The sequence below is a fragment of the Sphingomonas spermidinifaciens genome (assembly GCF_002351485.1).
In the GTDB taxonomy this organism is placed as follows: domain Bacteria; phylum Pseudomonadota; class Alphaproteobacteria; order Sphingomonadales; family Sphingomonadaceae; genus Sphingomonas; species Sphingomonas spermidinifaciens.
The window spans coordinates 201283-215687 of record NZ_NWMW01000002.1 but is presented as its reverse complement, the minus strand read 5'-3'; the positions used below and the strand labels follow the sequence as shown (position 1 = coordinate 215687).

At 67.5% G+C, this 14405-nt stretch carries 14 protein-coding genes; 12 read left to right on the top strand and 2 right to left on the bottom strand.

The window, feature by feature from the left end; translation table 11 throughout:
* Position 1 precedes the first annotated feature (1 nt).
* On the bottom strand, positions 2 to 1111 hold the full coding sequence (locus tag COC42_RS11180; RefSeq protein WP_176484650.1) for a DUF3616 domain-containing protein: 1110 nt from the start codon (positions 1109 to 1111) through the stop codon (positions 2 to 4).
* 67 nt (positions 1112 to 1178) lie between these two features.
* On the opposite strand from COC42_RS11180, the gene COC42_RS11175 reads away from it, so the two are divergent.
* The 6 genes from COC42_RS11175 to tldD all read left to right on the top strand — a co-directional run bounded on the left by COC42_RS11175 (position 1179) and on the right by tldD (position 7809).
* Positions 1179 to 1994 (top strand): DUF72 domain-containing protein, encoded by an 816-nt coding sequence (locus COC42_RS11175; protein ID WP_096343419.1) that lies wholly within the window; start codon positions 1179 to 1181, stop codon positions 1992 to 1994.
* Positions 1995 to 2132: 138 nt separating this feature from the next.
* Positions 2133 to 3134: a hypothetical protein gene (locus tag COC42_RS11170; protein ID WP_096343418.1), complete on the top strand. Its 1002-nt coding sequence runs from the start codon at positions 2133 to 2135 to the stop codon at positions 3132 to 3134.
* A 2-nt stretch (positions 3135 to 3136) separates the two neighbouring features.
* Complete coding sequence (locus COC42_RS17455; protein ID WP_141395836.1) at positions 3137 to 3373, top strand: hypothetical protein; 237 nt, start codon at positions 3137 to 3139, stop codon at positions 3371 to 3373.
* Positions 3374 to 3877: 504 nt separating this feature from the next.
* Entirely contained in the window at positions 3878 to 5695 is a 1818-nt protein-coding gene (typA, locus tag COC42_RS11165) for a translational GTPase TypA (RefSeq protein WP_096343417.1), read from the top strand.
* A gap of 191 nt (positions 5696 to 5886) precedes the next feature.
* Positions 5887 to 6114 (top strand): zinc-finger domain-containing protein, encoded by a 228-nt coding sequence (locus COC42_RS11160; RefSeq protein ID WP_096343416.1) that lies wholly within the window; start codon positions 5887 to 5889, stop codon positions 6112 to 6114.
* 264 nt (positions 6115 to 6378) lie between these two features.
* Entirely contained in the window at positions 6379 to 7809 is a 1431-nt protein-coding gene (gene tldD / locus COC42_RS11155) for a metalloprotease TldD (protein ID WP_096343415.1), read from the top strand.
* Positions 7810 to 7854: 45 nt separating this feature from the next.
* On the opposite strand, the gene COC42_RS11150 is transcribed toward tldD, so the two are convergent.
* Complete coding sequence (locus COC42_RS11150; protein WP_096343414.1) at positions 7855 to 8763, bottom strand: hypothetical protein; 909 nt, start codon at positions 8761 to 8763, stop codon at positions 7855 to 7857.
* Between the two features lie 195 nt (positions 8764 to 8958).
* Between COC42_RS11150 and COC42_RS11145 the strand changes: the two genes are divergently transcribed.
* The 6 genes from COC42_RS11145 (at position 8959) to COC42_RS11120 (ending at position 14394) form a co-directional block, all read left to right on the top strand.
* Positions 8959 to 9513: a F0F1 ATP synthase subunit delta gene (locus COC42_RS11145; RefSeq protein WP_096343413.1), complete on the top strand. Its 555-nt coding sequence runs from the start codon at positions 8959 to 8961 to the stop codon at positions 9511 to 9513.
* A 2-nt stretch (positions 9514 to 9515) separates the two neighbouring features.
* Positions 9516 to 11045: a F0F1 ATP synthase subunit alpha gene (gene atpA / locus COC42_RS11140; RefSeq protein WP_096343412.1), complete on the top strand. Its 1530-nt coding sequence runs from the start codon at positions 9516 to 9518 to the stop codon at positions 11043 to 11045.
* A gap of 96 nt (positions 11046 to 11141) precedes the next feature.
* Positions 11142 to 12023: a F0F1 ATP synthase subunit gamma gene (locus COC42_RS11135; RefSeq protein WP_096343411.1), complete on the top strand. Its 882-nt coding sequence runs from the start codon at positions 11142 to 11144 to the stop codon at positions 12021 to 12023.
* Between the two features lie 5 nt (positions 12024 to 12028).
* Positions 12029 to 12634, top strand: coding sequence for a hypothetical protein (locus COC42_RS11130; protein WP_096343410.1), 606 nt, complete (start codon positions 12029 to 12031; stop codon positions 12632 to 12634).
* On the top strand, positions 12618 to 14090 hold the full coding sequence (gene atpD, locus COC42_RS11125) for a F0F1 ATP synthase subunit beta (protein WP_096343409.1): 1473 nt from the start codon (positions 12618 to 12620) through the stop codon (positions 14088 to 14090). Before COC42_RS11130 ends, atpD begins: the two co-directional genes overlap by 17 nt.
* 49 nt (positions 14091 to 14139) lie before the next feature.
* The gene (locus COC42_RS11120) at positions 14140 to 14394 is read left to right on the top strand and encodes an ATP synthase F1 subunit epsilon (RefSeq protein ID WP_096343408.1); all 255 of its coding nucleotides are present in this window, start codon (positions 14140 to 14142) and stop codon (positions 14392 to 14394) included.
* The last annotated feature ends 11 nt before the right edge of the window (positions 14395 to 14405 follow it).

The following is a 14405-nucleotide window of genomic DNA, read 5'->3' as shown; positions in this document are numbered from 1 at the left end:
GTCAACCGGCCAGCGCGATCACGTCCCCGGTGACGGCGCAGCGCGTCGGGTCGACGCGATCGGGACAGGGGCCGTCATGGAGCACCACCAGCCGTCGCCCGGCACCGCCCGGCAGCCACTCGATCGCCTCGGGCCGGTCGAAGCCCATGCGGACGGGCAGGTCGAACAGATGGCGCGGCCGATGTACCGCCGCCTCCGTCGCGTTGGTGGGCAGGTCGTGGCGCCAGCCCTCCCACCGGAACACCGCGCAGCGCCCGTCGATCGCCTGGGTGGGGCCGGCAAGGATGACCAGATCGTCGCCGTCGAGCTTCAGGTCGCGAATGCCCATGCCATCCAGATCGACGAGCCTTAGCGCAAGATCGGGGCCGACGGTCAGCCGCCCGCGCTTGCGCGGCACGATCACGGGTTCGGCGATCAGCGCGAAATCGGCAACGACCGGTCCGCGCAGTCCCAGTGCGACGCGCCCGCCCGCAACCGCGATCCCCTCGATATCGAGACCGCCCTCCTTCGCCGCGATGCGCGTGAAAGGGCCGGTCAGCGGATGCTCGGCGAACAGGCGGGCGAGCTTGCTGCCATGCCCCTTCGTAAGCTTGACATGCCCCGCCCGCCTTTTGCCGTCGCGCGCCACCGGCGCCACCCGACCATCGGCGCCGACCGCCAGCGGCAGCCGCGCGAGCAGGCAGCGCGCCTGCGTGTCCTTGAGGTCCGCCATCCTGGCGACGTCGATGCGCGCCGCGCCGTCCTCACCCTCGCGCCGCTTGGGCTTGGGCCGCGTGCGCGCATGGCTGCCCGTCACCCACAGCCAGTCGTCCTCGGCATAGGCGAGGCCCTCGACATCGATCTCGCCCTCCCCCTCGAGACCCAGTAGCGCCGCGAGGTCGAAGGCGCGATGCTCGCCCCAGACGCCGGGCGCGGTCGGCACCAGCCGCTCGATCCGCGCGCCCTCGTCCCCCGCCACGAACAGCGTCGTGCCGACGAACGCCGCGCCCGACAGGTCGTTGATCGGATGATCCTCCTCGTCGGGCGCCCCTGCGAACTCGAGGCGGAGATGGCCGATCGCGGCACGCGGGGCGGGCAGACGGGCGGCGTTGAAGCTCTGGCGGGGAAGCAACGGGCACCTCCTCTGTGATCGTGCCGGCACCGTCGCACGGCGGCGCGCGCGCTGCTAGAGGGCCTTCATGACAAGCGGCACGATTCGCGTCGGCATCGGCGGCTGGACGTTTGAGCCCTGGCGCGGCGGCGTTTTCTATCCCGAGGGCCTGCCGCACAAGCGCGAGCTCGAACATGCCGCGCGAGTGATGACCGCGATCGAGATCAACGGCACCTATTATTCGAGCTTCAAGCCGCAGAGCTTCGAAAACTGGGCAAAGGCGGTGCCCGACGGCTTCGTCTTCACTGCCAAGGCCTCGCGCTATGTCACCAATCGAAAGGTGCTGGCGGAGGCCGGCGAATCGATCGAGCGCTTCGTCGGCCAGGGGATCGTTGCGCTGGGCGACCGGCTCGGCCCGATCCTGTGGCAGTTCATGGCGACCAAGAAGTTCGACGCTGACGATTTCGGCGCGTTCCTGAAGCTGCTGCCCGCCGCCCATGAGGGCGTGTGGCTACGCCACGCGGTGCATGTCCGGCACGAAAGCTTCCGCGACCCCGCCTTCGTCGCGATGGCGCGAGCGGCGGGGGTGGGAATCGTCAACGCCTGGTCCGACGACTATCCGGGCCTCGGCGATGTGAGCGGCGACTTCGTGTACGCGCGGTTCGAGAACGCAGTAGCCGACGAACCACAGGGGTTCCCCGCCGCTACGCTCGACCACTTCGCCGGCTGGGCGTGCGACTGGGCGGCGGGCAGAGCGGCGGGCGACCTGCCGACCGCGGGCGAGCCGGCAGAGGAACGCCCGCGCGACGTCTACGCCTTCATGATCAACGGCGCCAAGGAACGCGCGCCCGTCGCGGCACGGGCGCTGATCGAACGGGTGGGGCGGCCCGCGTCGGGCAGTTGATCCGCTCGTAAAGTCGGGCTGACGAGCGGCGAACCGAGCCGATCCCGCGACCTGAAGGGCGCGTCTAGTCGATCCGATTATGGTCCTCGTACCCCGAAAAGCCGAGCTTTGCTGCCGGAGGTATAGCCCATGGTTGCAATGGCCGATCCCGTGCCGAACCTGCACACCGACTTCGCGGCCGGCGCGTCCGGCAGCCTGATCGACGGCGATCTGGCAAGCCGGATCATGGCCGAGAGCCAGAGCTTCGGCTCCGTCGATCTCGGCGCCGTCAATGCCGCCCTTTCGAGCCTCGGCGGGCACGACAGCGCGCTCGCCGGCTCGGTCCTCTCGGACGTCAGTGCCCGGCTGACCCCGGTCGAACAGGGCCAGCTCGCCGCCGAGGCCGACATCGTCGTGACGGCAGAGCGGCGGCCCGTCAGCGACGCCGAAATCGCCGCCTATGACCGGGCGAACGAGGAACGCCGTACCGAGGCCGTTTCGTTCGCGGACACGCGGCAACTCGACGTCGCGGAGGGTTATTTCCACGCCCAGCAGACGCTGACGGGCCCCAAGGCCAATGACGCGGAGATCCAGTCGCGCTTCGATGCCTATCGTGCCGACGTTGAGGGGCGCGAGCGGGTGGCGAACGCGGTGGCCGACCGGGGGGTGACCGACGTCGTGAAAGCCGTGATCCCGCCGCTCGACACGGCCGCAGCGTTGTACCGGGTCGGCGTGAACGGCGAATACACGCTGGAGAACGGCCTGACGATCGGCGGCGCGGCGCTAGGTGGGGTTGCGGGTGTCGTTGGCAAGCGGGGGGTGGCCGCGGTGGAGAAGGGCGGCATTTCCCTTCCTGTCGTTCTTGACGGCGAGTTCGCGACGAAACAGCTTCTCGGCACGACAACAACGCCAAGCGGCCGGCAGGTGATGTTTCATGCCGCCTTCAGGATGGTAAACCCTCCGAGTGGTCGAGTTTCGATGTCGCTATCCGAGGTAGATGCTGTGCTAGACGGTGCCACAAGCGTTGTGAAACGCAGCTATCATCCCGAGGGCGGCACACTTACAATCGAGAATGCCAAGATGCCCGGAAGGCCGCGGGTGATCGTTGATGAAGCAACCGGTCAGCGCGTGATAACCGTGATCAACCCAAAGAAAAAATAGTCATGACCTCTGAAATTGACGATTTGATCGAACGCTTCGTATCGGGCGCAGAAACCTCGATTGAAGCCGCAAACGCGATAGAGTTTGCGTTAGATGACGCGTTTCCCGAAGACGACTATGTTCAGCAAACTGTAGAAATGCTCGCTATGTATAGTCCGATAGGTGGAGATTTTCTTTTTGATACAGCCGAAATCAGACAGAGATTGGCCGAAACGGCTAAATATTTGAGGGATCATTAATTTTGATCGCCAAGTCCGGAAGATCATGAAGCAATCTGCGCGCCTATCATTCGACCCACCGCTAGGCGAACATCATGCAAGGCCGAGTTATCGTGATCGGCGGATGAGACGACACTGCTTCTCGTTCACTGCGGCTATAAACTTCGTCGTCGACGGAGAGTCGTTTGTACCGATTTCCTCTGACAAGGCGGCGTTCGATCGACAGGTCAAAGGCAGCGGCTTCTAGGGCGATGGCCTTGCAATTGATCGCGACTTTCTACTTTCGATTTTGAGCGACGACGAGTTGCCGACCCTCAACCCCGGCGATCCTAAGCCAATTAGAATGACGAAAGCAGATTTGGCCAAGAGTCTGGGCGAGCGATGAGTTCACTGACAACGAGGTGCATCGACGGGCGAGATTGACGCCGGCGCCCGCCACCCCACCCCTTTCGCAATCGCGGCAAATAGGCTAAGCGCGCGCCCGATGCCTGCGTAACGGGCGCGGCCAAACCCAACGGAACACCTATGAACCTCCGCAACGTGGCGATCATCGCCCACGTCGACCATGGCAAGACCACGCTCGTCGACCAGCTCTTCCGCCAGTCGGGCACCTTCCGCGACAACCAGCGCGTCGAAGAGCGCGCGATGGATTCGAACGACCTCGAGAAAGAGCGCGGGATCACCATCCTCGCCAAGCCGACCTCGATCGAGTGGGAAGGCACCCGCATCAATATCGTCGACACGCCGGGCCACGCCGATTTCGGCGGCGAGGTCGAGCGCATCCTGTCGATGGTCGACGGCGTCGTCCTCCTCGTCGATTCGTCCGAGGGCGCAATGCCGCAGACGAAGTTCGTGACGGGCAAGGCGCTGGCGCTCGGCCTCAAGCCCATCGTCGTCGTCAACAAGGTCGACCGCCCCGACCAGCGCATCCAGGAAGTGCTGGACGAGGTGTTCGACCTGTTCGTCAGCCTCGATGCCAATGACGAGCAGCTCGACTTTCCCGTGCTCTACGCCTCGGGCCGCAACGGCTATGCCAGCGAAGACCCGGATCGGCGCGAGGGCACGCTGACCCCGCTGTTCCAGAAGATCGTCGATCACGTCCCGCCGCCGGCGCTCGATGTCGATGCGCCGTTCACCTTCCTCGTCACGCTGCTCGACCGCGACAATTTCCTCGGCCGCGTGCTGACCGGCCGCGTGACCAGCGGCAAGGTCAAGGTCAACCAGGCGATCCACGCGCTCGACATGGACGGCAACGTCATCGAGACGGGCCGCGCGTCGAAGATCATGACCTTCCGCGGCCTCGAGCGCGTGCCCACCGATGAGGCGCAGGCGGGCGACATCATTTCGCTGGCCGGCCTGACCGTGGCGACCGTGTCGAACACCATCGCCGACACCAGCGTCACCGTGCCGATCCAGGCGCAGCCGATCGACCCGCCGACGCTGTCGATGCGCTTTGCCGTCAACGATTCGCCGATGGCGGGGCGCGAGGGCACCAAGGTGACGAGCCGCATGATTCGTGACCGCCTGATGCGCGAGGCCGAGTCGAACGTCGCGATCAAGGTGACCGAGAGCGCCGACAAGGACAGCTTCGAGGTTGCCGGCCGCGGCGAGCTTCAGCTCGGCGTCCTCATCGAGACGATGCGCCGCGAGGGCTTCGAGCTCGGCATCAGCCGCCCACGCGTGCTGTTCGGCACCGACGAGAATGGCGGCCGCACCGAGCCTTACGAGACCGTCATCATCGACGTGGACGAGGAATATTCGGGCTCGGTCGTCGAGAAGATGAACATCCGCAAGGCCGAGATGACCGACATGCGTCCCTCGGGCGGCGGCAAGACGCGCATCACCTTCTCCGCGCCCAGCCGCGGCATGATCGGCTATCACGGCGAGTTCCTGTCGGACACGCGCGGCACCGGCATCATGAACCGGCTGTTCGAGAAGTACGGCCCGTACAAGGGCCCGATCGAGGGCCGCAAGAACGGCGTCCTCATCTCGAACGGCGCGGGCGAGGCCAATGCCTATGCGCTCGGCCCGCTTGAGGAGCGGGGCGTGCTGATGGTCGGCGTCGGCGAGGCGCTCTACGAGGGCATGATCATCGGCGAGAACGCCAAGCCCGAGGACCTCGAGGTCAACCCGATGAAGTCCAAGCAGCTCACCAACTTCCGCGCGTCGGGCAAGGACGATTCGATCCGCCTGACCCCGCCGTGGAAGATGACGCTGGAGCAGGCGATCGCCTATATCGACGACGACGAGATGGTCGAGGTCACGCCCAAGACCATCCGCCTGCGCAAGCGCTTCCTCGACCCGCACGAGCGCAAGCGCCAGAGCCGGGCGAAGGCGGCGTAAGCGTTCCGCTCGGCTAGCGGACGCCTCTTCGTCTTCGTCGCCCCGAACTTGTTCCGGGGTCCACCTTGCCCCAGGCACCGCGGCCGCTGGGCACGCGGGCGGTGGATGCCGGAACAAGTCCGGGGCGACGAGGAGGAACGGGACACGAGCCCCCGTTGCCGCCCCTCCAAACCGCTGCTAATCGGCGCGCCATGATCGCGCCGCCCGAACTCATCCGCACCGCCAATGCCCGCGTCGCCTGTGACGGAGCGGGCGATATCGAGCCTGCGCTCGGCCATCCGCGCGTGTGGCTGCAGATCGACGAGACCGGCTATGTCGATTGCGGCTACTGCGACCGCCGCTTCGTGCTGATCGGCGGGCCGGCAGACGGTGCGGACCACTCGCAGCTGCCCGATCACGGCGACGGCGCGGGGCGTTAGACGCCGACCTGAGCGCTTCGTTCTTTCGCCAAAGCGGGAGCCCGTAGCGACAGATTTTGCGCTTTATCGCCCTAGCCACCCGGTTTCGCGGGAGCATTGTCCTTCCTCGCTTCATACCCCGGCGAAGGCCGCCGACCAGCAGAGGCACGCCGGAGGCGGCGAGCGACAAGCGGGGTCGCGCAACTGGCCACGGGCTCTGCCGGGTACCGCGGGCGGTACCTGTCCTCCCTTAGACATCGCCGATCGCACGCCTATATCGGGCGGATGACCACCCTCACCGACCCCCGCGCCTTCCTCTATGGCGACGCGCTCGATCCAGACGCCGCCCTCCGCCTCACCCGCGACGCGCTGGCCCGCGCGGAGGATGGCGAGCTTTACCTCCAATATTCGCACAGCGAGGCGTTCGGGTTCGACGACGGGCGGCTGAAGACGGCGTCGTACAACAATCATTCGGGCTTCGGCCTGCGCGCGGTGTCGGGCGAACAGACCGCATTCGCGCAGGGGAACGCACTGTCCGCCGACGCGATCGCGCGCGCCGCCTTGACGATGGCGCTGATCGACCCCGCACGGCAGGCGAAAGCGCCGCCGCCGCGCGGCAACAACCGACACCTCTATACCGCGGCCGATCCGCTCGACCTCGTCCCCTTCGCCGACAAGGTGGCGCTATGCCAGACGATCGACGCCGCCGCCCGCGCCCGCGACCCGCGCGTCGCGCAAGTGAGCGTCGGGCTGCTCGGCTCTTGGAACGTGGTCGAGATCGTCCGCCCCGACGGCTTCGTCGCGACCGACGTGCGCCCGCTGGTCCGCCTCAACGTCTCGATCGTGGTCGAGGCGAACGGGCGGCGCGAGACGGGCAGCTTCGGCATCGGCGGGCGCGAGCTTTACGACCGGATCATGGCGCCCGAGACGTGGAACCGCGCGGTGGACGAGGCGCTGCGCCAGGCGCTGGTCAACCTCGAGGCGGTTGCCGCGCCCGCGGGCGAAATGCCCGTGCTGCTCGGCCCCGGCTGGTGCGGCGTCATGCTGCACGAGGCGGTGGGCCACGGCCTCGAGGGTGATTTCAACCGTAAGGGGAGTTCGGTCTATTCGGGCCGGATCGGCGAGCAGGTCGCGGCGAAGGGCGTGACCGTCGTCGATGACGGCTCGATCGTCGGCCGCCGCGGCTCGCTGTCGATCGACGACGAGGGAACGCCCACCCAGGAGAACGTGCTGATCGAGGACGGCGTCCTCAAGGGCTACATCCACGATCGCCTGAACGCCCGCCTGACCGGCGTCGCGCCGACGGGCAACGGCCGCCGTGAGAGCTTCCAGCACGCGCCGATGCCGCGCATGACCAACACCTTCATGCGCGCCGGCAAGGATGATCCCGCCGAGCTCCTCTCGCGGATCAAGCGCGGCATCTATGCCACCAGCTTTGGCGGCGGGCAGGTGGACATCGTGTCGGGCAAGTTCGTCTTCTCCTGCACCGAGGCGTATATGGTCGAGAACGGCCGCGTCGGCGCGCCGATAAAGGGCGCGATGCTGATCGGCGACGGCCCGACCGCACTCACCAAGGTCGAGGGGATCGGCAACGACTTCGCCCTCGACGAGGGCGTCGGCATGTGCGGCAAGGCGGGCCAGTCGGTGCCCGCCGGCGTCGGCCAGCCGAGCGTGCTGATCGGCGCGCTGACCGTCGGCGGCACCGCGCTCAGCTAACCCGGATCCCGTCAACCCGGATCCGATTCGGGGTAACGGTTCGGGTTAGCGTCCCCGGTCGGCGATCAGCCCACGCACGTCGATCGTCCCCCGCACCCGCGCCAGCGCGTCGCGGACGTCGCTGTCGCGCTCGGTGCGGGCGAGATCGGCATAGCCCCGCTCGGCCGCCGCATAATCGTCCGACGCCTCGGCACAGAGCGCGCGGTTGAACAGCGTCGAGGGATGGTCTGGCAGCGCGGCGAACTCGGCACAGGCGGCGGGCAGGTCGCGCTGGGTCTGGCGGATCGCTGCCTTGAACCGGTCGCCGGTCGCCTTGTCCATGCCCTTGCGCCCCTCGCGGAAGCGGACATTGCCGACCCATTCGCCGGGCGCGAGGTCGTTCGCGACGTCGCCGGCCACGTCCTCGAGCATCGCGGCCACGGCATCCTCGGTCCCGCGCGGGCGGGTGTCGCCGGGGCACCAGCTCACCTCGTCGCTGCGCGTCTTGCGCCCGCTCCACAGCACGCGGCCTTCCTCGCCGCTGACGACGCGCAGGTCGGCGGCGGTGTCGATCCGGCGGCGCGTGCAGTCGAGCTCGACCTCGCCGCGCTTGGCGCATTTCTGCTCGGTGCCCTCGATACAGCGATTGCGCTTCAATCGGACGCGGCCCTCGACCACGTCGGTCTCGGCGACGCCGTCGAGGATCATGTCGGCGCGATCCTCGCCGCTGCGGCCCGCGAGCACGTCGAACCAGGCCCGCCCGCCCAGCGACCGCCCCGCTAGTGCGCGTTCAAGCGAGAGGCTGAGCCGCATCCCGTCGCGCCCGCCGATTCGCCCGACCGCAATGCTGCGTGCCATCGCCACGCCGCGCGCGGCCGGCGGCGTCAGCGCCGCGATCCTCACCGCCTCCGCGCTCGCCGCGCCGCCCATGCAGACAAGCGCCGCCGCCAGCGCGATTCGCCCCCGTTTTGTCATGACACCCCCCGTCATTCTGCCCCGTCCGGGAGAATAATCGCGGCACGCCGCGAGGCAAGCGGCTCCGGTGCGCGACTTGCACCCGCGCGGCAAGGGTGCTAGCCGCGCGCCTGTCCCGACCGGACCGCACAGGCTGCGGTCCTGTTCGCGCACCCGGCGCGATGGGATACCCAAGGTTCGCGAAAAGGAACGCGCGTGGAGACTTCCGGCGGTATTCAGGCCAGCCTCAGCGGACGCTACGCGACCGCGCTGTTCGACCTGGCGCGCGAGCAGCAGTCGCTCGCCGCGGTCGAGGCGAGCCTCGCCACGGTGCGCCGGGCGCTGGCCGAATCGACCGACTTCAAGGCGTTGACGGTGAGCCCGCTGATCGGCCGCGCCGATGCCGGTCGCGCCGTCGCCGCGGTCGCGGGGACGCTGGCGCTCGATCCGGTGACGACCAAGTTCCTCGGCGTCCTCGCCGCGAACGGCCGCCTGCGCGACCTGAACGCCATCATCACCACGTTCCGCGCGCTCGCGGCGCGTCACCGCGGCGAGACGACGGCCGAGATCGTCTCCGCCCATCCGCTTGCTGACGACCAGGTCGATGCGCTCCGCCAGCAGCTGCGCGCGCGCGTCGGCCGCGACGTCAATGTAGAGCTGTCGGTCGATCCCAGCCTGCTCGGCGGGCTGGTCGTCCGCATCGGCAGCCAGATGATCGACAGCTCGATCAAGACCCGCCTCAACTCCCTCGCACATGCCATGAAGGGCTGAAAATGGACATCCGCGCCGCAGAAATCTCGAAGGTCATCAAGGACCAGATCGCCAATTTCGGCACCGAAGCGCAGGTGTCGGAGACCGGCCAGGTGCTGTCGGTCGGCGACGGCATCGCCCGCGTCCACGGCCTCGACAACGTCCAGGCGGGCGAGATGGTCGAGTTCGCCAATGGCGCACAGGGTATGGCCCTCAACCTCGAGGCCGACAATGTCGGCGTCGTGATCTTCGGCTCGGACGCCGAGATCAAGGAAGGCGACACCGTCAAGCGCACCGGCACGATCGTCGACGTTCCCGTGGGCAAGGGCCTGCTCGGCCGGGTCGTTGACGCGCTCGGCAACCCGATCGACGGCAAGGGCCCGATCGTCTCCGAGAAGCGCAGCCGCGTCGAGGTGAAGGCGCCCGGCATCATCCCGCGCAAGTCGGTGCACGAGCCGATGCAGACCGGCCTCAAGGCGCTCGACGCGCTCGTCCCCGTCGGGCGCGGCCAGCGCGAGCTGATCATCGGCGACCGCCAGACCGGCAAGACCGCCGTCGCGATCGACACCTTCATCAACCAGAAGGAAGTCAATCAGGGCGACGACGAGTCGAAGAAGCTCTACTGCATCTATGTCGCGGTGGGGCAGAAGCGCTCGACCGTCGCGCAGATCGTCCGCGCGCTCGAGGAAAACGGCGCGATGGAATATTCGATCGTGGTCGCCGCGACAGCGTCGGAGCCCGCGCCGCTTCAGTTCCTCGCGCCCTATACCGGCACCGCCATGGGCGAGTATTTCCGCGACAACGGCATGCATGCCGTGATCGTCCATGACGACCTCTCCAAGCAGGCGGTCGCCTATCGCCAGATGTCGCTCCTCCTTCGCCGTCCGCCGGGCCGCGAGGCCTATCCGGGCGACGTGTTCTATCTCCACAGCCGCCTGCTGGAGCGCGCGGCGAAGATGTCGGACGAGATGGGCGCCGGCTCGCTCACCGCGCTGCCGATCATCGAAACGCAGGCGGGCGACGTGTCGGCCTACATTCCGACCAACGTGATTTCGATCACCGACGGCCAGATTTTCCTTGAGACCGACCTGTTCTTCGCGGGCGTCCGCCCGGCGATCAACGTCGGCCTGTCGGTCAGCCGCGTCGGCTCGGCCGCACAGACCAAGGCGATGAAGAAGGTCGCCGGTTCGATCAAGCTCGAGCTCGCCCAGTATCGCGAGATGGCGGCGTTCGCGCAGTTCGGCTCGGACCTCGACGCCTCGACGCAGAAGCTCCTGAACCGCGGCGCGCGCCTGACCGAGCTGCTGAAGCAGGCACAGTTCTCCCCGATGCCGTTCGAGGAGCAGGTTGTGTCGATCTTCGCCGGCACGCAAGGGTATCTCGACACGGTGCCGACCAGCGACGTGGTGCGCTACGAGGCGGCGATGCTTGCCGAGATGCGCTCGAAGCATTTTGACGTTCTCGCGGCCATCCGCGACACCAAGGATCTGTCGGACGACACCAAGGGCAAGCTCAAGGGCGCGCTCGACGGCTTCGCCAAGACCTTCGCGTAACCGGCGTCACCCCAGCGAAAGCTGGGGTCTCCGGCCGCAAGCGCGCGGTCTGTGGCACGCGATCCCAGCCTTCGCTGGGATGACGGGATGAATTGAATGGCTAGCCTCAAGGCGCTCAAAATCCGGATCGGGTCGGTCAAGTCGACCCAGAAGATCACCAAGGCGATGAAGATGGTCGCCGCCGCCAAGCTGCGCCGTGCGCAGGAGGCGGCGGAGGCCGGGCGTCCCTATGCCGAGCGGCTGGAGGGCGTCGTCGCGCGCCTCGCCGCCAAGGTGGGCGGGGCGGACAACGCGCCGCTGCTGCTGTCGGGCACCGGCCGCGATCAGGTCCATCTGTTCGTCGTCGCGACCAGCGACAAGGGCCTGGCCGGCGCATTCAACACCAACATCGCGCGCCTTGCCCGCCGCCGCGCCGATGAGCTCATTGCGCAGGGCAAGACGGTCAAGTTCTACACGATCGGCCGCAAGGGCCGCGGTGTGCTGTCGCGCCTTTATCGCGACCAGATCGTCCATTCGGACGAGCCCGGCGACCTCGGCAAGCTGACCTTTGACAGCGCGCGCGGCTATGCCGACGACCTCATCGCGCGCTTCCAGGCGGGCGAGTTCGACGTCGCGCACCTGTTCTACGCCACATTCAAGTCGGTGCTGACGCAGGAGCCGACCGAGCAGCAGATCCTGCCCGTCAAGGTGCCCGCGGCCGCGACCAACGACACCGACGGTGGTGCGGTGATGGAGTATGAGCCCGACGAGGAGTCGATCCTCGCCGACCTGCTGCCCCGCGCGATCGCGATCCAGATCTTCCGTGCGCTGCGCGAGAATGCCGCGTCGGAACAGGGGTCGAAGATGACCGCGATGGACAACGCCACGCGCAACGCCGGCGACCTCATCAAGCGGCTCCAGATCGAGTATAACCGCAGCCGCCAGGCGGCGATCACGACCGAGTTGGTCGAGATCATCTCGGGCGCCGAGGCACTCTGAGGCCGATGCGCAGCGCCCTCGCCTTCGCCGCACTCGTCCTGCTCGCCGCCTGCGGCGAGAGCGGGCCGACCGTGCTCGAGAACGAGGCGAAGGAAGCGCAGACTGCCGCCACGATGCAGGGTTGGGATCGCGCGTTCGGCGCCCCGCGCGAGACGATCGGGCGGGTCAACCAGTTCGGCTATCGCGCGACCGACTATGCCGCCGACGGCCCGACCTTCCTGTCGAGAGGCGGCCCGATCACGCTGTCGCAGTCGGATGCCAAGGCGCCGAACACCGGTACGTTCGAGGCCGCGGGCGCGACCGCGGGCAAGATCGATCGCCTCGTCTTCACGCTGTCGCTGACCGATGCCGCGAATGCCGAGACCGCCAAGAAGCGTTTTGTCGAGGTGCTGCGCGGCTTCCTGTCGCAGTATGGCATCGACGACGAGGGCGGCTTCGACGCGATCACGTCCGAGCAGTCAGCCGACGGGCCCATCGGCGGCGTGCCGAGCTCGATCGATGTGACCAAGGGCGCCGATGGCCGCCCCATCATCACCGTGACTTTCAATCGCCCGACCGGTACGACGCCGGTATTCCCAGACCAAGGACAAGCTGATGGCAACCGCGCCTGAACTCATTCGCCCCGCCGGCGGTACCAACAATGTCGGCCGCATCTCGCAGGTGATCGGCGCCGTCGTCGACGTCGCGTTCGACGACACGCTGCCCGCGATCCTCTCGGCGCTCGAGACCGACAATAACGGCACCCGCCTGGTGCTCGAGGTCGCTCAGCATCTCGGCGAGAACACCGTCCGCACGATCGCGATGGACTCGACCGAGGGTCTGACCCGCGGCCAGACCGTGACCGACACCGGCAACCAGATCCAGGTGCCCGTCGGCCCCGCGACGCTCGGCCGCATCCTCAACGTCATCGGCGAGCCGATCGACGAGCGCGGCCCCGTCGCCACCGACCTCAAGGCGCCGATCCACGCCAAGGCGCCCGAGTTCATCGAGCAGTCGACCGAAAGCTCGATCCTCGTCACCGGCATCAAGGTCATCGACCTGCTCGCCCCCTATGCGAAGGGCGGCAAGATCGGCCTGTTCGGCGGCGCCGGCGTCGGCAAGACCGTGCTGATCCAGGAGCTCATCAACAACATCGCCAAGGGTCATGGCGGCACGTCGGTGTTCGCGGGCGTCGGTGAGCGGACCCGTGAGGGCAACGACCTCTATCACGAGTTCCTCGACGCCGGCGTCATCGCCAAGGACGAGGCGGGCAACGCGATCAGCGAGGGCTCGAAGGTCGCGCTGGTCTATGGCCAGATGAACGAGCCGCCGGGCGCGCGTGCGCGCGTCGCTCTTTCGGGCCTGACGATCGCCGAGTATTTCCGCGACCAGGAAGGCCAGGACGTGCTCTTCTTCGTCGACAACATCTTCCGCTTCACCCAGGCGGGTGCAGAGGTGTCGGCGCTGCTCGGCCGCATCCCCTCGGCCGTGGGCTATCAGCCGACGCTGTCGACCGACATGGGCGCGCTGCAGGAGCGCATCACGTCGACCAACAAGGGTTCGATCACCTCGGTTCAGGCTGTGTACGTGCCCGCCGACGACTTGACCGACCCGGCACCGGCGACCTCGTTCGCGCACCTGGACGCGACGACCGTGCTCAACCGCGCGATCTCGGAACTCGGCATCTATCCGGCGGTCGATCCGCTCGATTCGACCAGCCGCGTGCTCGAGCCGCGGGTTGTCGGCCAGGAGCATTACGAAACCGCCCGCGCCGTCCAGTCGATCCTCCAGAAGTACAAGAGCCTTCAGGACATCATCGCCATCCTCGGCATGGACGAACTGTCGGAAGAGGATAAGCTGACCGTCAGCCGCGCGCGCAAGATCCAGCGCTTCCTCAGCCAGCCCTTCCACGTGGCCGAGGTGTTCACCGGCATCCCCGGCGCGTTCGTTCAGATCGAGGACACGATCCGCAGCTTCAAGGCGGTGGTGAACGGCGAGTACGACCACCTGCCCGAGGCCGCCTTCTACATGGTCGGCGGCATCGACCAGGCGGTCGAGAAGGCCAAGAAGCTGGCCGAGAACGCCTGATCCCCTCCACCCCTCCCCGCCCAGCGGGGAGGGGGTCTAGGACTGACCAATGCCGCTCCATTTCGAACTGGTGACCCCCGAAAAGCTCCTTCGCTCGGAGGAAGTCCACATGGTCGTCGTCCCCGGCAGCGAGGGCGATTTCGGCGTGCTCGAGGGGCACGCCCCCTTCATGTCGACGATCCGCGACGGCGAGATCATGGTCCACAAGACCGCCGGCGGCGCGCCCGAGGCGATCCGCGTCGAGGGCGGGCTGGCCGAGGTCACGACCAGGGGCCTGACGGTGCTCGCCGAAAAGGCCGGCTGACCCCCGGGACC